Annotated in this window: 20 protein-coding genes, 1 pseudogene and 1 riboswitch; of the genes and pseudogenes, 12 read left to right on the top strand and 9 right to left on the bottom strand. The window is 73.6% G+C overall.

All coding sequences use genetic code 11. From position 1 onward, the window contains the following. The first annotated feature begins 21 nt into the window (after nucleotides 1–21). The 3 genes from ACIP98_RS00660 to ACIP98_RS00650 all read left to right on the top strand — a co-directional run bounded on the left by ACIP98_RS00660 (nucleotide 22) and on the right by ACIP98_RS00650 (nucleotide 4567). A complete protein-coding gene (locus ACIP98_RS00660) occupies nucleotides 22–792 on the top strand; it encodes a DUF4118 domain-containing protein (protein ID WP_319660114.1) in 771 nt (256 codons plus the stop codon). Between the two features lie 339 nt (nucleotides 793–1131). Next, nucleotides 1132–3282, top strand: coding sequence for a SpoIIE family protein phosphatase (locus ACIP98_RS00655; RefSeq protein ID WP_401973030.1), 2151 nt, complete (start codon nucleotides 1132–1134; stop codon nucleotides 3280–3282). A 40-nt stretch (nucleotides 3283–3322) separates the two neighbouring features. Next, nucleotides 3323–4567, top strand: coding sequence for a Tm-1-like ATP-binding domain-containing protein (locus ACIP98_RS00650; RefSeq protein ID WP_401973029.1), 1245 nt, complete (start codon nucleotides 3323–3325; stop codon nucleotides 4565–4567). A 194-nt stretch (nucleotides 4568–4761) separates the two neighbouring features. Here ACIP98_RS00650 and ACIP98_RS00645 read toward each other — a convergent pair whose 3' ends face one another. Next, complete coding sequence (locus ACIP98_RS00645) at nucleotides 4762–4983, bottom strand: CbtB-domain containing protein (protein ID WP_319660111.1); 222 nt, start codon at nucleotides 4981–4983, stop codon at nucleotides 4762–4764. Nucleotides 4984–5043: 60 nt separating this feature from the next. After that, nucleotides 5044–5111, bottom strand: a riboswitch (cobalamin riboswitch). Between the two features lie 149 nt (nucleotides 5112–5260). On the opposite strand from ACIP98_RS00645, the gene ACIP98_RS00640 reads away from it, so the two are divergent. From ACIP98_RS00640 to ACIP98_RS00625, 4 genes and pseudogenes are all read left to right on the top strand, one after another. Continuing rightward, on the top strand, nucleotides 5261–5824 hold the full coding sequence (locus tag ACIP98_RS00640) for a histidine phosphatase family protein (RefSeq protein ID WP_401973028.1): 564 nt from the start codon (nucleotides 5261–5263) through the stop codon (nucleotides 5822–5824). 147 nt (nucleotides 5825–5971) lie between these two features. Further along, a pseudogene (locus tag ACIP98_RS00635) lies at nucleotides 5972–6987 on the top strand (energy-coupling factor ABC transporter permease). A gap of 3 nt (nucleotides 6988–6990) precedes the next feature. Continuing rightward, nucleotides 6991–7752, top strand: a complete 762-nt coding sequence (gene cbiQ / locus ACIP98_RS00630; RefSeq protein ID WP_319660109.1) for a cobalt ECF transporter T component CbiQ — start codon at nucleotides 6991–6993, stop codon at nucleotides 7750–7752. Beyond that, nucleotides 7740–8501, top strand: a complete 762-nt coding sequence (locus ACIP98_RS00625) for an ABC transporter ATP-binding protein (protein ID WP_319660108.1) — start codon at nucleotides 7740–7742, stop codon at nucleotides 8499–8501. The genes cbiQ and ACIP98_RS00625 overlap by 13 nt, the downstream gene beginning before the upstream one ends. A gap of 10 nt (nucleotides 8502–8511) precedes the next feature. Here the strand turns inward: ACIP98_RS00625 and ACIP98_RS00620 are convergent, their stop codons facing one another. Then, nucleotides 8512–9021, bottom strand: coding sequence for a MarR family winged helix-turn-helix transcriptional regulator (locus ACIP98_RS00620; protein ID WP_319660107.1), 510 nt, complete (start codon nucleotides 9019–9021; stop codon nucleotides 8512–8514). 83 nt (nucleotides 9022–9104) lie between these two features. Between ACIP98_RS00620 and ACIP98_RS00615 the strand changes: the two genes are divergently transcribed. Further along, nucleotides 9105–9635, top strand: coding sequence for a YceI family protein (locus tag ACIP98_RS00615; RefSeq protein ID WP_319660106.1), 531 nt, complete (start codon nucleotides 9105–9107; stop codon nucleotides 9633–9635). A 9-nt stretch (nucleotides 9636–9644) separates the two neighbouring features. Here ACIP98_RS00615 and ACIP98_RS00610 read toward each other — a convergent pair whose 3' ends face one another. Continuing rightward, nucleotides 9645–10406, bottom strand: a complete 762-nt coding sequence (locus ACIP98_RS00610; protein ID WP_401973027.1) for a hypothetical protein — start codon at nucleotides 10404–10406, stop codon at nucleotides 9645–9647. Nucleotides 10407–10566: 160 nt separating this feature from the next. Here ACIP98_RS00610 and ACIP98_RS00605 point away from each other — a divergent pair, with 160 nt between their 5' ends. Together ACIP98_RS00605 and ACIP98_RS00600 are read left to right on the top strand one after the other, a co-directional pair. Further along, nucleotides 10567–11817 carry an MFS transporter gene (locus ACIP98_RS00605; RefSeq protein ID WP_401973026.1) on the top strand — a complete coding sequence of 417 codons (1251 nt, stop codon included), beginning with the start codon at nucleotides 10567–10569 and terminating at the stop codon, nucleotides 11815–11817. Nucleotides 11818–12139: 322 nt separating this feature from the next. After that, the gene (locus ACIP98_RS00600) at nucleotides 12140–13627 is read left to right on the top strand and encodes a cellulose-binding domain-containing protein (RefSeq protein WP_319660103.1); all 1488 of its coding nucleotides are present in this window, start codon (nucleotides 12140–12142) and stop codon (nucleotides 13625–13627) included. A 57-nt stretch (nucleotides 13628–13684) separates the two neighbouring features. On the opposite strand, the gene ACIP98_RS00595 is transcribed toward ACIP98_RS00600, so the two are convergent. The 3 genes from ACIP98_RS00595 to ACIP98_RS00585 all read right to left on the bottom strand — a co-directional run bounded on the left by ACIP98_RS00595 (nucleotide 13685) and on the right by ACIP98_RS00585 (nucleotide 18684). After that, nucleotides 13685–15325, bottom strand: coding sequence for a glycosyl hydrolase family 18 protein (locus tag ACIP98_RS00595; protein ID WP_401973025.1), 1641 nt, complete (start codon nucleotides 15323–15325; stop codon nucleotides 13685–13687). Between the two features lie 148 nt (nucleotides 15326–15473). Continuing rightward, on the bottom strand, nucleotides 15474–17996 hold the full coding sequence (locus tag ACIP98_RS00590) for a SpoIIE family protein phosphatase (protein WP_319660101.1): 2523 nt from the start codon (nucleotides 17994–17996) through the stop codon (nucleotides 15474–15476). Nucleotides 17997–18420: 424 nt separating this feature from the next. Further along, nucleotides 18421–18684, bottom strand: coding sequence for a chaplin (locus tag ACIP98_RS00585; protein ID WP_319660100.1), 264 nt, complete (start codon nucleotides 18682–18684; stop codon nucleotides 18421–18423). Nucleotides 18685–19054: 370 nt separating this feature from the next. Here ACIP98_RS00585 and ACIP98_RS00580 point away from each other — a divergent pair, with 370 nt between their 5' ends. Further along, nucleotides 19055–20065, top strand: a complete 1011-nt coding sequence (locus ACIP98_RS00580; protein ID WP_401973426.1) for a magnesium and cobalt transport protein CorA — start codon at nucleotides 19055–19057, stop codon at nucleotides 20063–20065. Between the two features lie 30 nt (nucleotides 20066–20095). Here ACIP98_RS00580 and ACIP98_RS00575 read toward each other — a convergent pair whose 3' ends face one another. Then, a complete protein-coding gene (locus ACIP98_RS00575; RefSeq protein ID WP_319660098.1) occupies nucleotides 20096–20365 on the bottom strand; it encodes a DUF1876 domain-containing protein in 270 nt (89 codons plus the stop codon). 127 nt (nucleotides 20366–20492) lie between these two features. On the opposite strand from ACIP98_RS00575, the gene ACIP98_RS00570 reads away from it, so the two are divergent. Next, nucleotides 20493–20915: a CBS domain-containing protein gene (locus ACIP98_RS00570; protein WP_319660097.1), complete on the top strand. Its 423-nt coding sequence runs from the start codon at nucleotides 20493–20495 to the stop codon at nucleotides 20913–20915. On the opposite strand, the gene ACIP98_RS00565 is transcribed toward ACIP98_RS00570, so the two are convergent. Both ACIP98_RS00565 and ACIP98_RS00560 read right to left on the bottom strand, forming a co-directional pair. Then, on the bottom strand, nucleotides 20912–21265 hold the full coding sequence (locus ACIP98_RS00565) for an STAS domain-containing protein (protein ID WP_401973024.1): 354 nt from the start codon (nucleotides 21263–21265) through the stop codon (nucleotides 20912–20914). The two genes, ACIP98_RS00570 and ACIP98_RS00565, sit on opposite strands and share 4 nt — an antisense overlap. 132 nt (nucleotides 21266–21397) lie before the next feature. Then, on the bottom strand, nucleotides 21398–22267 hold the full coding sequence (locus tag ACIP98_RS00560; protein WP_319660095.1) for a helix-turn-helix transcriptional regulator: 870 nt from the start codon (nucleotides 22265–22267) through the stop codon (nucleotides 21398–21400). Nucleotides 22268–22454: the final 187 nt, after the last annotated feature.

The following is a 22454-nucleotide window of genomic DNA, read 5'->3' as shown; positions in this document are numbered from 1 at the left end:
CAGCCGAATCAGGTGAGGGCCGTGCTCCGTAATCCGTCCCTGTCCCCGTTCCTGCGCAGGCTCGCCCTGCCGGCCGCGGTCCTGCTGCCGCTCGCCGTCAGCGCGGTGCTGCTGCCCTTCCGCACAGGCATCGCCGCCCCGCTCGTGGCCCTGGTCCTCGTGGTCGCGGTGGTCGCCGTGGCCGTTCTCGGCAGCCGTGTCGCCGGAGCCGTCGCCGCGCTGTCGGCAGCGGCGTGGTTCGACTTCTTCTTCGCCCCGCCCTACGGGCGGTTCACCATCGCCGGGCCCGGCGACATCGCCACCGCCCTGCTCCTGCTCGCAGTGGGGCTGGCCGTCTCCCAACTGGCCGCCAGGACCCGGCAACTGGAAGTCGTCGTGGTCACCGACGCGGACCACCTGGCCCGCATCCACGAGACCGCCCGGCTCGCCCAGTGCGCCCCCTCCCCGCACCGGGTCGTGGAGCACGTCGGCGACCAGCTGGTGAGCCTGCTGCAACTGCGCGGCTACCGCTTCGAGTACGGCACGCTCGTCGGCCACCCGCCGCGGCTCGAGGCCGACGGCACGATCTTCTGGGGCCGCCACCCCTGGAACGCCGACCGCCAGGGCCTGCCCGACACGGAGGTCGAGCTCCGGGTCTTCCACAACGGCCGCTTCCACGGCCGCTTCATGCTCCGCCCCACCCCCGGCGCCGTGCCCTCCCCCCAGGCCCGCCTGGTCGCCGTCACCCTCGCCGACCAGGTCGGCACCGCCATCGACCTCATCGCCCCGGCCCCGACGACCCACCCGTCGTAACCCGCGCCCGGCACGCGACCGCCCGGGCCCCGCCTCAGCCGCCGCCCGATACGCCCACGCCACCGCACTCGCGGACCCGGCCGGAGTCCCGACCTCCTGATCACCTGCACGGGCCCGCGCCTCGACCGCCGCCCGAGACGCCCCGTCCCGTACGTGGCCGACGGTGCCCAGCGCCCCACCCCATCGACCGCGTGAGCACCGCCTCCCTCCCGCCACCGCCATCGACCTCATCGCCCCGGCCCCGCTCGCCCCCAAGGTGCGCCCGCGGCGCCGGTGCGGCGGCTCGGCGGGTGCCGAGGGGGGAATGAGGCGTATCGTCCCCTTAGAGAGCCGATCGGCATGGACGGTGGGCCCGCGATGGTGGTGACCGCCCCCGTACGGGAGCAGCTGGACGACACGCTGGCCGAGGTCGTGCGCGCCACGAACGCGCACATCGGCGCGGTCTTCCTGGTGCTGCCCGAAGGGCGGGGGCTGGGCCTGGAGGTGCTGACCGGGGCACCGCGGGAGCTGGCGACGCCGTGGGCCCGGATGGCCCTGAACCGTTCGGCGCCGGTGGCGGACGCCGTGCGCACCGGGCGCCTGGTGTGGCTGGGGACGCGGGAGGAGCTGGCGGAGCGCTACCCGCAGACCGCGCTGGTGCTGCCGTACGACCTGGCCCTGGCCGCCGCCCCCTTGCAGGACGCCGCGCACCTCGTGCGCGGCGCGCTGATGCTGATCTGGCCCGGTTCCCATCCCGAGCCCCCGGCCGGGATCGAGCACGCCGTCATCGGCCGCGCGTGCGACGTGATGTGCGAGCACCTGCAGCACGCGGAGTCGGCCGGCGACCCGGTCCGTCCGGGCCCGCTGCCGCGGGTGCTGGACCGGCCCGGCGCCGCGCGGGCGGCGCCGGACGAGGCGCAGGCGGCCGCCGATTTCGCACGGCGGCTGCCGGAGGGCGGGTGCGCCCTGGACCAGAGCGGGCGGATCACCTACGTCAGCGGCCACGCCGAACTGCTCCTCGGCGAGTCCGCCGGGGTGCTGCTCGGCGCCCTGCCGTGGCAGGTGCTGCCCTGGCTGCACGACGCGGTGCACGAGGACCGCTACCGCGGGGCCGTGCTCAGCGGGCAGCCGACGTCGTTCATCGCCCGGCGGCCCCCCGACCACTGGCTGCTCTTTCAGCTCTACCCGGACAGGACCGGGGTGAGCGTGCGGATCTCCCCCACCGACCACCGTCCTGAGCCGGCGCCGCAGGCCCCCGGGAACTGCCGGAAGGACGCGGCCGGCGCGGCACCGGACCGGGTCACGGCGATCTACCACCTGATGCAGCTCGCCGGCGCGCTCGCCGAGGCGGTCGGGGTGCGCGACGTGGTCGAGCTGGTGGCCGACCTGTTCCCGCCGGCGTTCGGCGCGGACGGCTTCGTGCTCGTCGTCGCGGAGGGCGGCCGGCTGCGGGTGATCGGCCATCGCGGCTACGACGAAGAGGCGATGGCCGCGCTCGACGGCACCCCGCTCGGCTCGCGGCTGACCCCGGCGAGCCGGGCCCTGCTCACCGGGGTGCCCCGGTTCTACAGCTCCCCCGAGGAACTGCTGCGGGCGTACCCGGGGCTGACCGGCTCCCTGCGGAAGTCGGCGTGGGCCCTGCTGCCGCTGATCGCCTCGGGCCGCCCGGTCGGCTGCTGCATCCTCGGCTACGACCATCCGCGCCCGTTCCGCGGTGACGAGCGCAGCGCCATGGCCTCGCTGACCGCGCTCATCGCACAGGCCCTGGACCGGGCCCGCATCTACGACGCCAAGCACCGACTCGCCCACGGCCTCCAGGCCGCGCTGCTCCCGCACACGCTGCCCTCGCTGCCCGGTCTGGAGGTCGCCGCCCGCTATCTGCCCGCCACCAGCGGCATGGACATCGGCGGCGACTTCTACGACCTGATCCGGCTCGACGGCACCTGCGCGGCCGCCGTCATCGGCGACGTCCAGGGCCACAACGTCAACGCCGCCGCCCTGATGGGCCAGGTCCGCACCGCCGTGCACGCGCACGCGACCGCGGGCGCCTCGCCCGACGAGGTGCTGGCCCGCACCAACCGGTTGCTCGACGAGCTCGACACCGGGCTCTTCACCAGCTGCCTGTACGTCCACCTCGACCTCGCCGAGGGCATCGCACGGCTGGCCAGCGCCGGTCATCCGCCACCGCTGCTGCGCCACCCCGGGGGACGTACCGAGGTGCTCACGACCCCGCCGGGGCTGCTGCTGGGCATCGACCCGCGCGCCGAATACCCCACCACCGAGGTGCCGTTGCCGCCGGAGGCAGTGCTCGCGCTCTACACCGACGGGCTGGTCGAGAGCCCCGGCACCGACCTGGACACCGCCATCGCCGGTCTCGCCGGCGCGCTGTCCGCCGCCGGCGAGGGTCCGCTGGACCGGCTCGCCGAGACCCTCGTCCACTTCGACGGCGCCTCCGAGCACCGGGTGGACGACACCGCGCTCCTGCTGCTGCGGCGCATGCCGGCGGCATGAGGCCTTGTCACATCCGCCGATGCCCCCAACACTGTGATCCATGCCGGTGGTTGCGCTGCTGGGAACGCTGGACACCAAGGGTGTGGAGTACGGATGGCTGCGCGAGCGCCTGCTGCGGCGCGCCGTGGAGGTCGTCCTCATCGACACCGGGGTCGCCGGTGAGCCCCTGGTGCCCCCCGACATACCGCGTGTCGAGGTCGCCCGCGCGGCGGGCGCCGATCTCGCCCGGCTGCGCGCCCAGGGGGACCGGGGCACCGCCGTGACGACGATGGCCGAGGGCGCGGCCGAGGTGGTGCGCCGACTGCACGAACAGGGGCGGCTGCACGGTGTGCTGGCCATCGGGGGCAGCGGCGGTACGTCGATCGCGACCCGCGCGATGCGCGCCCTGCCGCTGGGGGTGCCGAAGCTGATGGTGTCCTCGATGGCGGCCGGCGACGTCTCGCCGTACGTGGGGGCTGCCGACATCGCGATGATGTACAGCGTCGTCGACCTCGCGGGCGTCAACCGCGTCTCGGCGCCGATCCTGGCGAACGCGGCCGACGCCATCGCCGCCATGGCCACGGGGTACGCCACCGACGCGCCGCCGCCCGCGGACGACCGGCCGCTGGTCGCGGCCAGCATGGCCGGCGTGACCACCCCGGGCGTGGACGCCGCCCGGCAGCGGCTGACCGAACTCGGCTACGAGGTACTGGTCTTCCACTCCGTCGGGTCGGGCGGCCGCTCCCTGGAGACCCTCGCCGCGCAGGGGATGTTCGCCGGCGTACTGGACCTCACGCTCAGCGAGCTCGCCGACGACCTGGTCGGCGGCGCCTTCGGGGCGGGCCCGGACCGGCTGCGGGCGGCGGGCCGCGCCGGACTGCCGCAGGTGGTGAGCCCGGGGGCGCTGGACATGGTCAAGTTCGGGCCGCTCGCCTCGCTGCCCGAACGCTTCCGGTCCCGCCACGTCCACGTGCACAACCCGTCGGTCACCGTCATCCGCACCAGCGCCGCCGAGTGCGCCGCGCTCGGCCGCCAGGTCGCCGAGAAACTGCGCGCCGCGACCGGTCCCGCGGCCCTGCTGCTCCCGCTGCGCGGCCTGTCCACCCTCGGCGCCCCTGGCGGCCCGTACCACGACCCGTCCGTCGACGAGGTGCTGTTCACGGCGCTGCGCGAGGGCTTGCGCGGCAGCCGGGTGGAGCTGGCCGCGTACGACACGCACCTCAACGACCCGGACTTCGGCCGCACCGCCGCCGACCGGCTGCACACCCTGGTCACTGCGAACGGCCCGGCCCGCGCCACCCGTTGAACGCCGAAGGCCGGGCACCTGCCCGACCGGCGGGGGTTGCCACGGCAGCGGCCCGCGGCGTGCACACGGTGGCAGCGCGGGTGGGGTGTCGGCCCCGCCCTCGCCGCGGGCGGTCCCACGGGACACGCCGGGAAAGATCCGCCCCGGGCGGGGGCGGCGACAACGGGTGGTCGGCCGGGCCGGGCCGGCCCCGCTCAGTGGCAGGGGAAGCCGAGCAGGTGACGCCCGTCGTGCACCCATTCGTGCACGTTCTCGCCGGAGATGAGCGAGGTCGCGCCCTGCTCGGCACCCACGAAGTAGAGGACGACGAGCATCAGGACGCCGAAGAAGACCGCCCACGGCGCGATCGCGCCGATCGGCAGCGGGGCGGGGACGGCGGTGGGTGCGACGGCGGGCTGGACGGCGGACTGCGCCATGGTGTGGCCTCCTGGTGGGAACGCGCGTCCCGGTCGGTGGAGCGATGTCGACGGCTGCGGGTCTGACTCGCCCGGCGCTGTGCCCGGCTCACAGTGGCGCGACCGTGCCGGATTCCCACCGGACTTCCGCCGTGCCGTCGTGTTCGTCCTCGCGACGGTACCGCGGTCCGGCCGAACGGCCAAGGGCACACGGGTGCGCCCCCGTTGGCGGCGCGACCTGGCGTGGAAGGGTTGCCGGGGGCCGCGCGGCGGCCCCGCGGACAACGGAGGAGAGCGCATGACCACCCGGGTGACCCTGATCTCGCCGGTCGTGACGGCCGCGCTGCGCGAGGCCCGTTTCGACGACGACGTGCCGCCGGACGAGAGCGCGCTGGTGGCCGCCCGCGCGGTGGCCGGCGACCTGCCCTCCGCCGGCCGGGTCCTGGTGTCGCCCTCGGCGCGCTGCCGGGCGACGGCCGCGGCGCTGGGACTGGCCACCACCGAGGAGGCCCCCGACGGCTGGGCGCTGGGGCGCTGGCGCGGCCGCACGCTGGCCGAGGTGAGCGCGGAGGAGCCCGACGCGGTCGCGGCCTGGCTCTCCGACCCCGACGCCGCGCCGCACGACGCGGAGTCGCTGCGCGACCTGTGCGCAAGGGTCGGCGCCTGGCTGGACTCGCTGGCGGCCGCGACCGGCCGGGTGGTCGCCGTCGTCGAGCCGGAGATCGTCCGGGCGTGCGCGGTACGGGCACTGGGCGTGCCGGAGCCGGCGTTCTGGCGGATCGACGTCCCGCCGCTCACCGCGACGGAATTCAGCGGGCGCTCCGGGCGCTGGAACCTGACGGCGGGGCGGCCGCTGGCCTGAACGACCGGCGCCGTGAAGGCGATCCGGTCGCGGCCACCGGTACACGCGAGGGGAACGTTTTCGCGTGTCCCAGGCTCTTGCAACCATGTTGCAATAAGGCCGTATGATGAGGCGTTCGAGCAGGCCGACTCCGAAGCGGAGCACCTCATGCATGTACCCGACGGATTCATCGACGCCCCGGTGTCGGTGGCGGCCGGGGCCGTGGCGGCGGCGGCCGTCGCCGTGAGCCTGCGCGGTGCCCGGCGCGAACTCGACGAGCGCACCGCGCCACTGGCCGGACTCGTCTCCGCCTTCATCTTCGCCGTGCAGATGCTCAACTTCCCCGTCGCGGCGGGCACCAGCGGCCATCTCCTCGGAGGCGCACTGGCCGCCATCCTGGTGGGCCCTTTCACCGGCGTCCTGTGCGTGTCGGTGGTGCTGCTCATCCAAGGGGTGCTCTTCGCCGACGGCGGGCTCACCGCGCTCGGCGTGAACATCACGGACATGGCGATCGTGACGGTCGTCGTCGCCTACGCGGTCTTCCGCGGCCTGGTGAAGGTGCTGCCCCGCACCCGCGGCTCGGTGACGGGCGCGGCCTTCGCGGCGGCCCTGCTCTCCGTCCCCGCGGCCTCGGTCGCCTTCACCGCGATCTACGCGCTCGGCGGCACGACCGACGTCCCCCTGGGCAAGGTCTTCGCCGCCATGGTCGGCGTCCACGTGCTCATCGGCATCGGTGAGGCGTTCATCACCGCCGCGACGGTGGGCGCCGTGATCGCCGTCCGTCCCGATCTCGTCCACGGCGCCCGTGGCCTGCGCCGTCCGCTGGAGCTGAAGGAGGCGACCGTCTGATGGCGGCCGTGACCACCACCCCCAAGCGCGGCGGCGTACGGCCGCTGTGGATCGCCGGCCTGATCGCCGCCCTGGTGCTCGCCGGATTCGTCAGCTACTACGCGTCGTCCAGCCCCGACGGCCTGGAGAAGGTCGCCGCCGACCACGGCATCGACAAGAAGACCGAGGAGCACGCGGCCAAGGACTCGCCGCTGGCGGACTACCGGACCGAGGACGTCGGCGACCCCCGGCTGTCCGGCGGTCTCGCCGGGATCCTGGGCGTCGGCGCCACCCTCGCGCTCGGCAGCGGCGTCTTCTGGGTCGTGCGCCGCCGGCCGCGCGCGGACGAGGCCTGACGGATGGGCGCGGGGCACGCACACCGGCTCTACCGGCACGGGCACTCGCGGGTGCACGCGCTGCCCCCGCAGTGCAAGATCGCCGCGGTCTTCTGCTTCGTCCTGGTCGTCGTGTCCACCCCGCGCACCGCGGTGTGGGCCTTCGGCCTGTACGCGGTGCTGCTGGCCACGGTGGCGGCGGTGGCCCGGGTACCCGCGGGCTTCCTGCTGCGGCGGCTGCTGATCGAGGTGCCGTTCGTCGCCTTCGCCGTCCTGATGCCGTTCGTCGCCGAGGGCCCGCACACGCAGGTGCTCGGGCTGTCCGTGAGCGTGAACGGCCTGTGGGGCGCCTGGAACATCCTCGCCAAGGGCACCCTGGGCGTCGCCGCGTCGGTGCTGCTGGCCTCCACCACCGAACTGCGCGAACTGCTGCTCGGGCTGCAGCGGTTGCGGCTGCCCGCGCTGCTGGTGCAGATCGCCTCCTTCATGATCCGTTACGGCGACGTCATCACCGACGAGATGCGCCGCATGCGCGTCGCCCGGGCCTCGCGCGGCTTCGAGGCCCGCGGCCCGCGCCACTGGGGCGTGCTCGCCAAGTCCGCGGGCGCCCTGTTCATCCGCTCCTACGAACGCGGCGAGCGCGTCCACCTGGCCATGGTCAGCCGCGGCTACGCCGGCAGCATGCCGGTGATCGACGACGTCACGGCGTCCCGTGCCCAGTGGTCGTACGCGGCCGCGCTCCCGGCCGCCGCGCTGCTGGTCTGTCTGATGGGATGGTTCGTGTGACACCTTCGCTCGAGGTCGACGGCCTCGCCTACGCCTACCCCGACGGCCACCAGGCGCTGTTCGGCGTGGACCTCACCATCGGCCGCGGCGAGCGGGTCGCCCTGCTCGGGCCCAACGGCGCCGGCAAGACCACGCTCGTCCTGCACCTCAACGGCATCCTGGAGGCGGGCGCGGGCACGGTCACCGTCGCGGGCCTGCCGGTCGGCGACCGCAGGCACCTCGCGGAGATCCGCCGCCGGGTCGGCATCGTCTTCCAGGACCCGGACGACCAGTTGTTCATGCCGACCGTCCGCGAGGACGTCGCCTTCGGACCCGCCGCGGCCGGGATGCGCGGCCCCGAACTGGAAGCCTGCGTCCGCAGGGCACTGGAGCGGGTCGGCATGGCGGAGTTCGCCGACCGGCCGCCGCACCACCTGTCCTTCGGCCAGCGACGCCGGGTCGCGGTGGCCACCGTGCTCGCCATGGAGCCGGAGATCCTCGTCCTCGACGAGCCCTCGTCCAACCTGGACCCGGCCTCGCGGCGCGAACTCGCCGACATCCTGCGGTCGCTGGACGTCACGGTGCTGATGGTCACGCACGACCTGCCCTACGCCCTGGAACTGTGCTCCCGCGCGGTGATCCTCAGCGGCGGCGTCATCGCGGCCGACGGCCGCACGCAGGAACTGCTGTCCGACGACGCCCTGATGCGCCGCCACCGCCTGGAGCTGCCCTTCGGCTTCGACCCGCGCTCGGTCGCGACAGGCATCTGACGGCTTGTGCTCAGGCGCCGCACGGGGGACGGCCCGGCGGCTCCGGGTCGACCGCGGTGACCGCGTCCGCGAGCGCGGCGAAGCGCTCCGTGCCGCCGAGGGGGGCGACGACGCGTTCCCGCAGCGCGTCGGCGAGGGCGCGGGCGGCCGTCGCCGCCACCTCCAGCCCGCGTTCGGTGAGCGCCGCCAGCGTGACCCGCCGGTCGCTCCGGCACGGACGGCGTTCGATGAGGCCGGCCTCCGTGAGGCGGTCGGCGACCTTGGTGGTGCCCGCCGTCGTGAAGCCGAGGGTTCCCGCGAGCTGGTTCATCGGCGCGGAGCGCTCCGGTGTGGTCATGAGGAACCACAACGCCTGGAACGAGGACGGGGCCAGCCCCGACCGCGCCTCCACGTCCGCCAGCAGCTGATCGGTGACGCGGCGGAAGCCCGACTGCAACCCGTCCCACCGCGCGAGCAGTTCCAGGTCCGCGGTGCCGGGGCAGGTCACCCCGCCGTCCGCCCCCGTGTGGATCTCCGTCATCACATTGCCCAGGGTACCAATGCCCGTTATTGTCTAACCAGCTACTTAATATCTGGCTAGCGATCAAAGGATGCGGTTCCCCCATGACCGACTCGTCCACCACCCCCGCCGGCCCGCGCACGGGCTCGTGGGTCCTCGACCCCGCGGCTTCCTCGGTCCGGCTCACGCACAAGACGATGTGGAACGCGGCCACCGTCAAGGGCGCCTTCGCCACCGTCGCCGGCAGCGGCGAACTCGCCCCCGACGGCACCGCACACGGCACGCTCACCATCGAGGCCGCCTCTCTCGACACGGGCAACACCCAGCGGGACACCCACCTGAAGTCCGCCGAGTTCTTCGACGTCGCCGCCCACCCGGCGATCGTCTTCACCGCCCGCCGGGTCACCGCCGACGCGGACGGCGCCCTCGCGGTCGACGGCGAACTGACCGTGCGCGGCACCACCCGCCCGCTCGCCCTGACGGGCCGGGCCGACACCGCCTCCCCCGACGCGGTCGTCCTCACCGTCGAAGCCGTCGTCGACCGGGCCGACTTCGGCCTCACCTGGAACCGGCTCGGCATGATCAAGGGCCCCGCGACGCTCACGGTCGTCGCCCGCTTCACCCACGGCGGCTGACGCCGCGGGTCACCGCCGCCCCGGGCCGCGCAGGTCCCGCAGCGTCCACCCCCGCCCGCCCGGGTCGAGCGGGCGGGTGGCGGCGGTGAAGACCTCGGCCGCGCGGCGGTAGGACAGCCGCCCCCGGCCGGTGCGGAACACCGGCCCGGCGACGCGCCCCAGTGTCAGCAGCGCCAGCAGCCGGTCCGTCGCCTCACCCCAGCGCAGCGGCGTGCCGCCGAAGCGCTCACGGGTACGGCGGCCGGGCAGGTCCAGGTGGTCGACGTCCAGGGCGAGGACCCGCTCGATGGACGCCCCGGTGTCGTGGAGCAGATGCCACAGGGCCTGTTCGCGCAAGGGGGCCGGCAGGCCGAGCACCTCCCGCGCGCGGTCCGCGTCGAGGCCGCCCCCCGTGTCGCGCGGCCCCGGCAGGGGCAGCGCCCGCAGGCCGTCCACGGGGTCGCCGGTCAGCCAGCCCTGCGCCCGCCACCAGGTCACGGCGGCGACGAGCACGGACAGTTCGCGGTTGGCGGTACGGGCGCCGACCGCCGCGGAGCGCGCGGCGAAGGCCTCGCGCAACCGCCGCGCGGCCTGCGGTGTGTCGAGCAGTGCCAGCGGGACGGCGGGCGGCGCGGCGTTGCGCCGACCGCGCCCCAGGGGCGCGGCGCGGTCGACCAGGCCCCACGCCCAGGTGGCGAGGGCGATCCGGTAGACCCGGCGGGAGCCGGTGCCCAGGCCCGTGGCGGCGAGATAGCGGTCGACGGCGACGGCGTACTCCACGGGACGGCTCATGCCCCACCCCCTTGTCGCTGCGCACCCTCACCAAGGCCCGCGGACCGCAGTAAATGACCTGCCGTCCGCAACCGCATCCATCATAAGTTGATTCGACCCGACTCAATAATTTCGACCGCCGCTCTGGCGTGTCGGCCGACGGCCCTTGCACGCTGCGCCCATGGCCTTCGACTTCCGCCCCGCTGTGCTGCGGGAACGCGACTTCCGCCGCTTCTTCACCGGCTACGCCACGTCCCTGCTCGGATCGTCGATGGCGTCGGTCGCGCTGGCGTTCGCCGTGCTGGAGAACGGTGGCGGCGGTACCGAACTCGGCCTCGTCCTCACCGCCCGGATCCTGCCGCTGGTCCTGGTGCTCCTCGCCGGCGGCGTCCTCAGCGACCGCTGGGGCAGCCGGCGGGTGATGCTCACCGCCGACATCACGCGCTGCCTCACCCAGGGCGGCCTGGCCCTGGCCCTGCTGGGCGGCGCACCGCACCTGGCGACGCTGACGGCGCTGGTCGTCGTCTGGGGCGCCGCCGAGGCGTTGTTCACCCCGGCGCTCGACGCGCTCGTGCCGCGCATCGTGCGGGGCGACGCGCTGTCGGACGGCAACGCGCTTCTGGGCGTGGCCCGTTCGGCGGCGTCGGTCGCCGGGCCCGCGCTCGCCGGCGTGCTGACCGCGACCGCGGGCGCGTCGGCGGTGTTCGCGGTGGACGCCGCCAGCTACGGCGTCAGCGTCGCGGCGCTGCTCCTGTTGCCCCGTACGGCCGGACCCGCCGGACCCGCGGCTTCCTTCCTCACCGGCCTGCGGGAGGGCTGGACGGAGTTCCGCTCCCGGACCTGGCTGTGGGTCACCTCCCTCCACGTCTGCCTGTTCAACCTCTTCGTGTGGGCGCCGTTCCTGGTCCTCGGCCCCCTCGTCGCCCAGCGCCGCCTCGGCGGGGCGACCTCGTGGGGCCTGGTCATGGCGCTGTACGGGGCGGGCGCGGTCGCCGGCGGCACGGCCATGCTGGGCCGCAGGCCCCGCCGGCCGCTGTTCGTCGCCACGGCCGCCACGGTGTGCTGGGCCCTGCCCTCGGCGGCCCTCGCCGGCGGGTGGCCGCTGCCGTGGGTCTGCGCCGGCGCGCTGGCCGCGGGCATCGGCTCGTCCGTCTGCGCAACCCTCTACGCCACCGTCACCCAGTCCCAGGTCCCACCCGGGGCCGTCGCCCGCGTCAGCGCGTACGGCGCCTTCGGCGCGTTCGCCCTGGGCCCCGTCGGCCTCGCCGCCGCCGGGCCGCTGTCGGTGCTCCTGGGCACCTCCGGTGTCCTCGGCTTCGGCGCCGTCTGGCAACTCGGCGCGGTGGCCGCGGTCCTGACCCTCCCGGCCATCCGCACCGCCCTCCCACGCCCCGCCGCTCCCACCTCCGCCCCCGCCGACGGAACGGCGTGACGCTCCGGGAGGGCCCGCCCTCGGCACCGCCCACCAACGGCGCACGCGCCGACCGGACGGCGTGCGGGTCCCGGTGGGCGCCGCGTCGCACTGCGAATGCCCTCGGCACCGCCGATCCGCGTCGGGGGCGGCGCGGTGGCCTCGGGCGCCGCACCACGGGCCGTCCTGCGCGCGCACGGACGTCGCGCATCCCGTCAAAGCTGCATCAACACCCCCTGCACGCAGAGGACATCGCGTCTTGCTGCTTGTGCAGGAAGCGTGAAAGGCTCCCGGCACCACAAAGGCGCAGCCTCCCCGACGCCGAAGGGTGGTCCCCCGCTCCATGACCCCCGCAGCCCCGGTCCCCGAGGCCGTCCTGCTGTCCGAGTACTGGGGGGAAGTGCTCTGCCTCGCGCAGCTGTGCACCCTCACCCGCGAGGCCGGCGATCGGTTGGCCGCCGACGCCTTCGACCGCGGGCTGGCGGCGGCCAAGGAGCCGTACACGGCGCACGCGCCCGGTACCGGTACCGGTGGTGCGGGGCTGCCCTGCCTGCCGTTCCTGCTGACGGCCGTCCGGGACACCACCGCGCACTGGGCGGCCGCCGGCGACGGCGACAGCCTGCAGCCCGAGTTGCGGATCTGGCTGAACGCCGAGCGTGCCGCCCGCCGGGCCCGCACCGGGGCGCGGCGCCCGGAGCCGCTGGCGCTGCGCGGGCTGCGGGCGATGCCCGAGCGGGCCGCGGAGACGCTCTGGTACGCGGAGGTGGAGCGCCACCCGGCAGTCACCCCCGAGGAGACCGACCGCGCGCGCGAGTTCTTCCGCGAGTACTGCCTGCGCACGCACATGGCGGAGCCCCCGACGCAGGAGTGCGGAGGCTACGCCGGGCTGCTGGACACGGCGAGGTTCCTGCCGCAGGAAGCGCTGCCGGAGGACCTGCGCCGGCACCTCGACCGGTGCCCGGACTGCGCGAAGGCGGTGGTCTGCCTGACCCCGCACGGCGACGGCGACGCCCTGGCGCAAGCGCTCGCCGAGGGCGTGCTGGGCTGGGCGGGCCCGGCGTACCTGGAGGCCCGCCGGCAGGCGACCCGCGTCGGCGGGGCGCAGCCGCCGTTGCGGCGTGCGGACCGCAGGCCGCCGCGCCGCACCGCCCGCCCGGCCGGGCGGGCCCGCGGGCACCTGCCCGGCGGCCGGATGGCCGTGGTGGTCGTCGCGGGCCTGCTGGCCGCCGTGGTCGGGCTGACGGTCCTGGTGACGGCCGACGACTCCGCGCCGCGGGCCGCTTCCGCCGCGCCCACCCCGCAGGGCGGCACCGACCGAGGTCTGCCCCCGCTGCCCGGACCCGGTGTGCCCAGTGCCCCCGCGACGGCCGGGACCCAGGACCCCTCCGACGGCGCGTCCTTCCCCGGTGACGCCGAGCCGTCCGCCGCGGAGCACACGATCCCCGCCGTGCCGGCCCGCCGCCCGTCGGACGCCGCCCCGCCCGCGCGGTCCCCGCACGGCTCGCCCTCCGCCCCCGCGGCGACGTGTTCCGTCACGTACACCCTGGTCGACGAGTGGGACAGCGGCTTCCAGGCGGCGGTGACCGTCACGACCCGCATCCCGCGGTCGGACTGGCGGCTGGACTGGACGTTCCCCGACGGCCGGCGCGTGACGCAGATGTGGGACGCGGACTTCCACCAGTCGGGCGGGTCGGTCACGGTCCGCGCCAAGGGCTACAACCGCTCGCTGGGCACGGGCGGTTCGGCGACCTTCGGCTTCATCGGCGCCCGGTACTCGGGCAACGCCGATCCCGCGTCCTTCTCCCTCGACGGCTCCCGCTGCACGGCCTGAGCACGCGGAAGGCCGGGGAGGCGGCTGGACCGCCTCCCCGGCCTTCCTCCGGCCGGACTAGCTCAGGCCGTTGTTGATCGCGGTGACCAGCTCACCGTTGCTGGTGTCGCCGCTGAACTCCCAGAAGAACGCTCCGCCGAGGCCCTGGTTCTTCACGTAGGCCATCTTGCCCGCGATGGTCGCCGGGGTGTCGTAGCTCCACCAGTTGCTGCCGCAGTGGGCGTACGCGGTGCCGGCGATGGTCCCGGTGGCCGGGCAGGTGTTCTTGAGGACCTTGTAGTCCTCGTTGCCCGCCTCGTACGTGCCCGGCGCGGCACCGGTGGCCGAGCCGCCCGGGGCGTCCTGCGTGACGCCGGTCCAGCCGCGCCCGTAGAAGCCGATCCCCAGGTTGAGCTTGTTCGACGCGATGCCCTTGCTCTTCAGCTTCTGGATCGCCGCGTCGGAGTAGAACCCGGCGATCGGGATGCCGCTGTAGGAGGTGAGCGGGGAGTGCGGGGCGGTCGGGCCGTCCGCGTCGAAGGAGCCGAAGTAGTCGTACGTCATCACGTTGTAGTAGTTGACGTACTGCGCGGCGCCCGCGTAGTCGGCAGCGTCGATCTTGCCGCCGTTGGTGCCGTCGGCGGTGATGGCCGCGGTGACCAGGTTGTTGGAGCCGAACCGGGTGCGCAGCGCGGACATCAGCGTCTTGAAGGACGAGGCCCCGCTGGTGTCGCAGGACAGGCCGCAGGCGTTGGGGTACTCCCAGTCGATGTCGATGCCGTCGAAGACGTCCGCCCAGCGCGGGTCCTCGACCAGGTTGTAGCAGGAGTTGGCGAAGGCGGTCGGGTTGGCGGCCGCCTGGCCGAATCCGCCGGACCAGGTCCAGCCGCCGAACGACCACAGGATCTTGATGTTCGGATACTGCTTCTTCAGCTTGCGCAGCTGGTTGAAGCTGCCGCGCAGCGCACCGGTGTCCCAGGTGTCGGCGACGCCGTCGACGCTCTGGTCCGCGGTGTAGGCCTTGTCGTAGTCGGCGTACGAGTCGCCGATGGCGCACTGGCCGTTGGTGACGTTGCCGAAGGCGTAGTTGATGTGGGTCAGCTTGCTCGCCGTGCCGGAGGTCACCAGGTTCTTGACGTGGTAGTTGCGGCCGTAGACGCCCCACTCGGCGAAGTAGCCGAGACGGATCTTGCTGCCCGCCGGGCCGGTGGGGGTCGGCGTCGGGGTCGGGGTGGGCGTGGGGGTGGGGGTCGGCGTGGGCGTCGGGGTCGGGTCGCCGCCACCGCCGCCGGTGCAGGAGCCGCCGTTGAGCTTGCAGCCGCTGGGGCTTCCGGCGCCTGCGCCGTTGAATCCGAAGCTGACGCTGGCACCGGGAGCCAGGGTGCCGTTCCAGCTCTTGTTCTTGGCGGTCCAGTGGGTGCCGGTGCTGGTGACGTCGGCGTCCCACGCCGAGGTCACCGAGGTGCCGGCGGGGTAGTCCCACTCGACCGTCCAGCTACTGATGCTGGTGGTGCCGCTGTTGGTGATCGTCCACTTGCCCTCGAACCCCGTTCCCCAGTCCTGGGTCTTGGTGTACGTGGCGGTGGTGCCCGCGGCGTGCGCAGGGGTGGCCAGACCGACGAGAGCCGCGACGGGCAGCAGCAGCGCGGTGAAGCCCGCGACCGCCGAGGCCCTGAGGCGTCTGGTCCGTGAGGTGCGTGGGGTGTCTCCAGTGCTCAAGGGGTGCTCCTCGAGTGGGGGGCCGACGGGGAAACCTTGCCGCCTGGCGGGCCGTTGACACGATGTCATGCCCACCACAGTTCACTCGCAGAGCGTAGAAAGGTCTGGACCAGCCGGTCAATAGGTCTGGACCATAGAAAACGGAGCGTCAGACCCGTGCGCGCACCGGGATCTCGCCCAGGTCCAGGCCGGCACCGGCGCCCGGGCCCTGGCCGTCCAGGAACTGCTCCGCCCAGATGATCTTCCCGTCGCCCGTGTAGCGGGTGCCCCAGCGCTGGGCGAACTGCGAGATCAGGAAGAGCCCCCGGCCGCCCTCGTCGAGCGTGCGGGGATGGCGCAGATGCGGCGAGGTGCTGCTGGCGTCCGAGACCTCGCAGATCAGCGCCCGTTCCAGGATCAGGCGCAGCCGGATGGGGCCGGAGGCGTGCCGGATGGCGTTGGTGACCAGCTCGCTCACCACGAGCTCGGTGGTGAACGCGAGGCCGGGCAGCCCCCACGAGTCGAGCTGCCGGGTGGACATCTCCCGGGCCCGGCCGACCACCGCGGGATCGCTGGACAGCTCCCAGGAGGCGACGCGGCTGGTGTCGAGGCTGCGCGTCCTGGCCAGCAGCAGCGCCACGTCGTCCGTCGGCCGCGCCGGGGCGAGTTCGTCGACCACGCTGCGGCACAGTCCGTCCAGCGGGAGGTCGCCGCCCTCCAGCGCCGCGCGCAGCCGCTCCCGCCCGGTGTCCTGCAGGGTCATGGTGCGCGGGGCGCCCGGGGAGGCGAGCAGTCCGTCGGTGTAGAGGGCCAGTACGCTGCCCTCCTCGAGCGTCAGCTCGGTGGCCTCGAAGGGCAGTCCGCCCAGCCCGAGCGACGGGCCGATCGGCACGTCGGGAAACCGCACCGCGTCCCGTCCCGGCGACAGCACGGCGGGCGGCAGATGCCCGGCGCTGGCCATGACGCAACTCCGGCTCACCGGGTCGTACGTGACGTACAGGCAGCTCGACCCGAGCACGCCGCCGTCCGTCCCCGGCGGCAGGGCATCGCGCTGCTCCCGGGCCACCTGCACCACCAGGTCGTCCAGGTGCGCCATCAACTCCTCGGGCGGCAGGTCGAGATCGGCCAGCGTGCGCACCGCCGTACGCAACTGGCCCATGGTCGCGGCCGCGTCGATGCCGTGCCCCACCACCTCGCCCACCACCAGGGCTACCCGCGCCCCGGACAGCGGGACGACGTCGAACCAGTCCCCGCCGACCCCCGACAGCTCGTCGGCCGGACGGTAGTAGGTGGCCACGTCCACGGCGTCCTGCGGCGGGAAGACGTGCGGCAGCAGGCTGCGCTGCAGCACCAGCGCGGCATCCCGCTCCCGCGTGTAGCGGCGGGCGTTGTCGACGCACACCGCAGCGCGCGCCATCACCTCCTCGGCCAGCCGCAGGTCCTCCGCGTCGAAGGGCTCGGCCCTGCGCACCCGGAAGAACAGTGTCACACCGAGGGTGACCCCCCGGGCGCGGATCGGCACCACCATGGCGGTGTGCAGGCCCAGTTCGCCGAAACGCTGCGCCCGGCCGCCGGGCGCGCCCGCGCACCACTCCAGGCCCAACGGGTCCAGCCGTGGGGTGAACCAGGACCGGCCGTCGGTCAGCGCCCGGATCGGCGGTGTGCCGGGCAGGTAGGAGACGACCGCCCCGAGGCCGAAGGCCGGTTCCGGCTCGCCCTGCCGCGCGGCCCGCATGCCCGCGCGGCGCAGTGTCGTGGTGAGCGGGTCGTCGATCGGGCCCGGCTGCGGCTCGGCGCCCTTGATGACCGACTCCAGCAGTTCGACGGCCACGTAGTCGGCCAGGTCCGGCACCACGACGTCGGCCAGGTCCTGCGCGGTGTGCATGACGTCCAGCGTGCGGCCGATCTGCTCACTGGCGCGGTCCAGCAGCGACAGCCGCTGGCGGGCCCGCCAGCGGTCGCTGATGTCGATCACGGAGTAGCAGACCCCGACCGGGACGCCGCGCTCGTCCTCCAGACGGACGAAGGACATCGAGTGCGCCTGCTCCCGGCGCGGGGCGGTCCGAAACCGGCCGACGTGCTCGTAGTCGATCACCGGAACGCCGGTCTCCAGGACCTGGCGCATCTGCGCCTCCAGGACCGTGGCGTTCAGACCGGGCTGGATCTCCGCGAGCCGGTGCCCGATCCGCTCCTGGGTGGGGCCGCCGCCGAACCGCTCCAGCGCCGCGTTCGACCACACGCAGCGCAGTTCGGTGTCGACCACGGCCAGCCCGATGGGCGTCTGGCCGACGATCCGCTCCAGCATCGTGTCGGTCAGCCCCGAGGCGGCCGAACGCGCCGTGTGCGAGGACTCGGCGGCCAGGACGAGCCAGCGGACCCCGGAGCCGGTGGCCTCCGCGGGCAGTGCCGCCACCCGGACGCCCAGCGTGCGCACGGAGCCGTCGGCGTGGCGCAGCCGGAGCACCCCCGTCCAGCCGCCCTCGGACCGGCAGCGGGACCGGATCTCCGGCAGCCGCGCCACGTCCTGCGGGGCCAGCAGATCCTGCGCCGGGTGGCCGACGACCTCGTCGGGGGCGAGCCCGAGCAGCCGCCGCGCGGTCGGCGGCCAGCTCAGCACCAGACCCCGGGCATCGAGCACCAGCGTGACGGCATCCGCCACGCCGGCGACCGCGTGTTCCTCGGGTGTCCCCATGGCCAGCCACTCCGTATCCGCCCGCAACGTTACGCTCCGTCCACCGTTCTTCCCACTCGGCGAGGGCCGCCCACGGGATCACGGGATCGGGGAGTCACGGGACGGGAAGGACGGGGAAGAACGGACCGGTGGCGACGGGGCCGGGTCCGGGTCCGGGGTGCGCACGGAACCCGTCGCGCCCTGTCAGGGATCGCCTGCCGCGGCCCCCGCGACTCAGGTTACTCGTGGCCCCCTGCCACCGCCCGCCGCGTGCGGACCGCCGCTCGCCCGGTGGCCGCGGCCGGCCCGGGAGGGGCGCGGCATGCGAAACGGCGGCCCGGAGGCCGCCGTGGAACCGCGGGACGAAGCAGGGGCACACGACGGGCGCCGCTTCGTCCACGGCCGGGCCGGGCCGGCGCCGGAGATCCGGGGCCGGCCCGCCGCGTCAGCGGTTGATGCAGACGTTGCCCAGGGTCGGGTTGACCAGGGAGATGATGAGGTTCACGGAGTTGCCGCAGACGTTGACCGGGATGTTCACCGGGACCTGGATGACATTGCCGCTGACGACACCGGGGGATCCGATGGCCTTGCCCTCGGCGTGCGAGCCGCCGTGCCCGTGGCCGTCGAGGGCGAGGGCGCCACCGGCGCTGCCGACGACGGCGGCACTCGCAGCGGCGGTGAGAGCGGCGGCCTTGGCGATACGGTTCACGAGCGTGGTTCCAATCAGTGATCACGGATGGGATCTGTCCAACGAGAAGCGCACGGGTGCCGATACGTCGGCGGCCCCGTCGTCACCCGTTCGGCCCTCCCCGACGTGCGGCCGGCCACGCGGCACGGCAGGGCACGCGACCGCGGGGCAGGGCCTAGGCTGCACAGGTGTCCCGTGAGAGGTGGTGTTGCCGGTGTCCGGGCGTCGCCTGCGTACCCTGCGCGCACTGAGGAACTCGGCGAAGGAGAGGGCGAGGACGGCGAAGCACGCCCGCCCCGCCCCGCCGGCCCCGGCGCCCTCCGGTGAGGCGCACGTACCCCTGGAGCCGGAGTCGTCCGGCGGCGCCGGTGGCGTGAGGGTCAGCAGCGTCATGGACGCGGCCCTCTACCGGGGCGGCCGCCGCATCGCGACCCCGTCGTCCCTGGCCGAGGCGTACGCGCAACTGCGCGCCGAACCGGGCGCGATGGCCTGGATCGGGCTGTTCCGGCCGACCGAGGCCGAGCTGGTCTCCCTGGCCAAGGAGTTCGACCTGCACCCGCTCGCGCTGGAGGACGCCATCCAGGCCCACCAGCGCCCCAAGCTGGAACGGTACGGGGACACCCTCTTCGTCGTGCTGCGCGCGGCGCGCTACCTGGACCTGCCCGAGGAGGTCGACTTCGCGGAGCTGCACATCTTCGTCGGCCCGGGCTTCGTGCTGACCGTGCGGCACGGTTCGGCCCCCGACCTGTCCGCCGTGCGCCGCCGTATGGAGAGCAACCCCGAGCTGCTCAAGCTCGGCCCGGAAGCGGTGCTCTACGCGATACTCGACACGGTCGTCGACGGTTACGCGCCGGTCGTGGCGGGGGTCGAGAAGGACATGGAGGAGAGCGAGATCCAGGTCTTCGGCGGGGACCCGCAGGTCTCCCGCCGGATCTACGAGCTCTCCCAGGAGGTACTGGAGTTCCAGCGCGCCACCCGCCCGCTCACCCCGATGCTGGAGGGTCTGCAGGCGGGCTTCGAGAAGTACGGAACCGGCGAGGAGCTCCAGCGCTACCTGCGCGACGTCGCCGACCACGTCACCCACACCATCGAGCGCGTCGACGGCTTCCGCCAGGCGCTCGGCGACTTGCTGACGCTGAACGCCACGCTCGTCGCCCAGCAGCAGAACGCGGAGATGCGGGCGCTGGCCGAGGCGGGCTTCGAGCAGAACGAGGAGATCAAGAAGATCTCCGCGTGGGCCGCCATCCTCTTCGCGCCCACCCTCGTCGGCACGATCTACGGCATGAACTTCGACCACATGCCCGAGCTGCACTGGCTGCTCGGCTACCCCTTCGCGATCGTGCTGATGGGCGTGGTCTGCGTCAGCCTCTACCTGGTCTTCAAGCGGCGGGGCTGGCTCTGACGGCGGTGGCCGGCGACCCGGCCGGAGCGGTCAGATCCGGGGGTGCGCCGAGATGTGCGTGACCTCCTCGATCTCGTGCGCGGCCTTGCCCAGCAGCTGACGGGCGAGGTCGTTCAGCGCCCGCGCGGCGGCGAGCTCCTCGCCGACCCGGTCCTGGGAGGGGTCGGCGGGATGCCGGTTGGCGTGGCCGTGCGACCTGACCTCCGTCCCGTCCGGGAGGCGGAGCAACGCCGCGGCCTTGGTCCTGGACCCTTCCTCACGGAAGTCCATCTCGATGTGCCATCCGACGAGGGTCTGCATGACGTGCACCTCCAGCGGTCCCCGGTGTCGGTGTCCCTTCCAGGGTGCGCCCTCTCGCGGAACTACTCCACCAGGGTGACGATGGAGCCAGGGAAGAGGCGATCCACGCCACGGAGGAGGCGCCGTCATGACCACGGCTCTGGACATCATGCATCCCGGCGCCATGTGCATCGGTGAGCGCGAGAACCTGGCCGACGCGGCCCGGATCATGAGCGAGCAGTGCGTCGGGGCCCTGCCGATCTGCGGGGACGACGACGTGCTGGTCGGCATCGTCACCGACCGGGACATCGTGCTGAAGTGCGTCGCGGAGGGGCGCGACCCGTCCGAGGTGTCCTGCGGCGAACTCGCCCAGGGACGGCCGGAGATCATCGAGAGCGACGAGGAGGTGGACCGGATCCTGGAGGTGATGGAGGAGGCCAGGGTCCGCAGGCTGCCGGTGATCGACCACCCCGCGCACCGGCTGATCGGCATGATCAGCGAGGCGGACATCGCCCGCCACCTCGAGAAGGACCGGGTCGCCGAGTTCGTCACGGCGATCTGCGCCGACTAGGGATCATCCCCGGCGGGCCGGGCCAGTGCCGTGTCGAGGTCGGCGACCGGCCGGAAGGCGGTCATGAGCCCGGTGGCGCGCAGGATGCGCAACGTCATGGGGCGCGCGCAGACGAGCTGCACGGTGCCCCCGTGGGAGAGCACGCGCCGGCGGGCCCGGCACAGCACCGCGAGCCCCGAGCAGTCGATGAACCGCACCGGGCTCAGGTCGATCACCAGGGTAGGGCCGGGGGCCTGGGTGAGATCGTCGAGGAGCGGGGTGATCGCCACCGCCGCTTCGACGTCGATCTCCCCGTTGAGCTCCACCACGAGGCACCCGTTGCTCTCGTAGGTGCGCAGGTACCGGTCCACCGGAGCATGAGATCACCGGGCCGATGAACTGATCGGCATGTCAAGGATCACTTCACTCGATCAGGTGAATGGCCGGAAACCCCGTGAAATGACGGCCCGGGATGGGAACGGAATCCGGTCCCCCGGGAGTGGTCACATGGCGTGCAGAATGTCGTTCAGCCGCTCCCGGGTTGCCGCCGGCGAGAGGCTGTCCGTACGCAGTTTCTCCATGACGACGTGGTACTGGTCCACTTCGTCCCGCTTGTCGATGTACATGGCGCCGGTCAGCTGCTCGACGTACACGACGTCGGAGACATCCGATTCCGGGAAGCTCAACTGGGTGAAGGTGCCGCTCGCGCCTGCCGAGTAGCCGGTGAACTCCAGCGGCAACAGCTGCACCGTGACGTTCGGCTGGTGCGACACCTCCACGAGGTGCCGCAACTGGGCGTGCATCACCCCGGCGCCGCCGAAGCTGCGCCGCACCACGGCCTCGTCCATCACCGCGACGATCTCCGGTGCGTTCTCACCGGTCAGCAGCTTCTGACGCTTGTGACGCAGGTCCAGCCGGCGCTCGACCTCCTCGGCGGGGGCGTCCGGGTGCCCCAGCTCGATGACGGCGCGGCTGTACTCGTCGGCCTGGAGCAGCCCGTGCACGAACTGGCTCTCGAAGCTGCGGATGACCGAGGCCGACTCCTCCAGGCCCACATAGGTCTGGAACCAGGAGGGCAGGACGTCGCCGAAGCCGTGCCACCAGCCGGCGATATTGGCCTCGCGGACCAGGCCGAGCAGCGTCGAGCGCTCGGCGTCGTCGGAGATCCCGTAGAGGGTGAGCAGATCGGCCACGTCCCGCTCCTTGAAGCTCACGCGGCCGAGCTCCATCCGGCTGATCTTCGACTCGGACGCACGGATCGAGTAGCCCGCGGCCTCACGGGTGATGCCCTTGGATTCGCGCAGCCTGCGCAGCTGCGAGCCCAGAAGGATGCGGCGCACCATCGATCCGCTTCCCGACTGAACTGTGGTCATGTGCGCCTACCTTCTCCCCGTGGCATCCAGCAGTCTGCCATCTCCGCGCTGCGTTGAGTACGCGATCGGTCACTCTCGATCGCCACTTCCGTCCCACCCGTATCGCAGCATGCAAATGCACGTGCATCCGCCCCTTGCATCGTCCTGCGGCCGTACGGGACGATGATGTACGTGCCGATACCGGGTG

Origin of the sequence: Streptomyces sp. NPDC088354 (genome assembly GCF_044753585.1) — a bacterium.
GTDB lineage: Bacteria > Actinomycetota > Actinomycetes > Streptomycetales > Streptomycetaceae > Actinacidiphila.
This window is presented reverse-complemented; position numbering and strand designations above follow the sequence as displayed.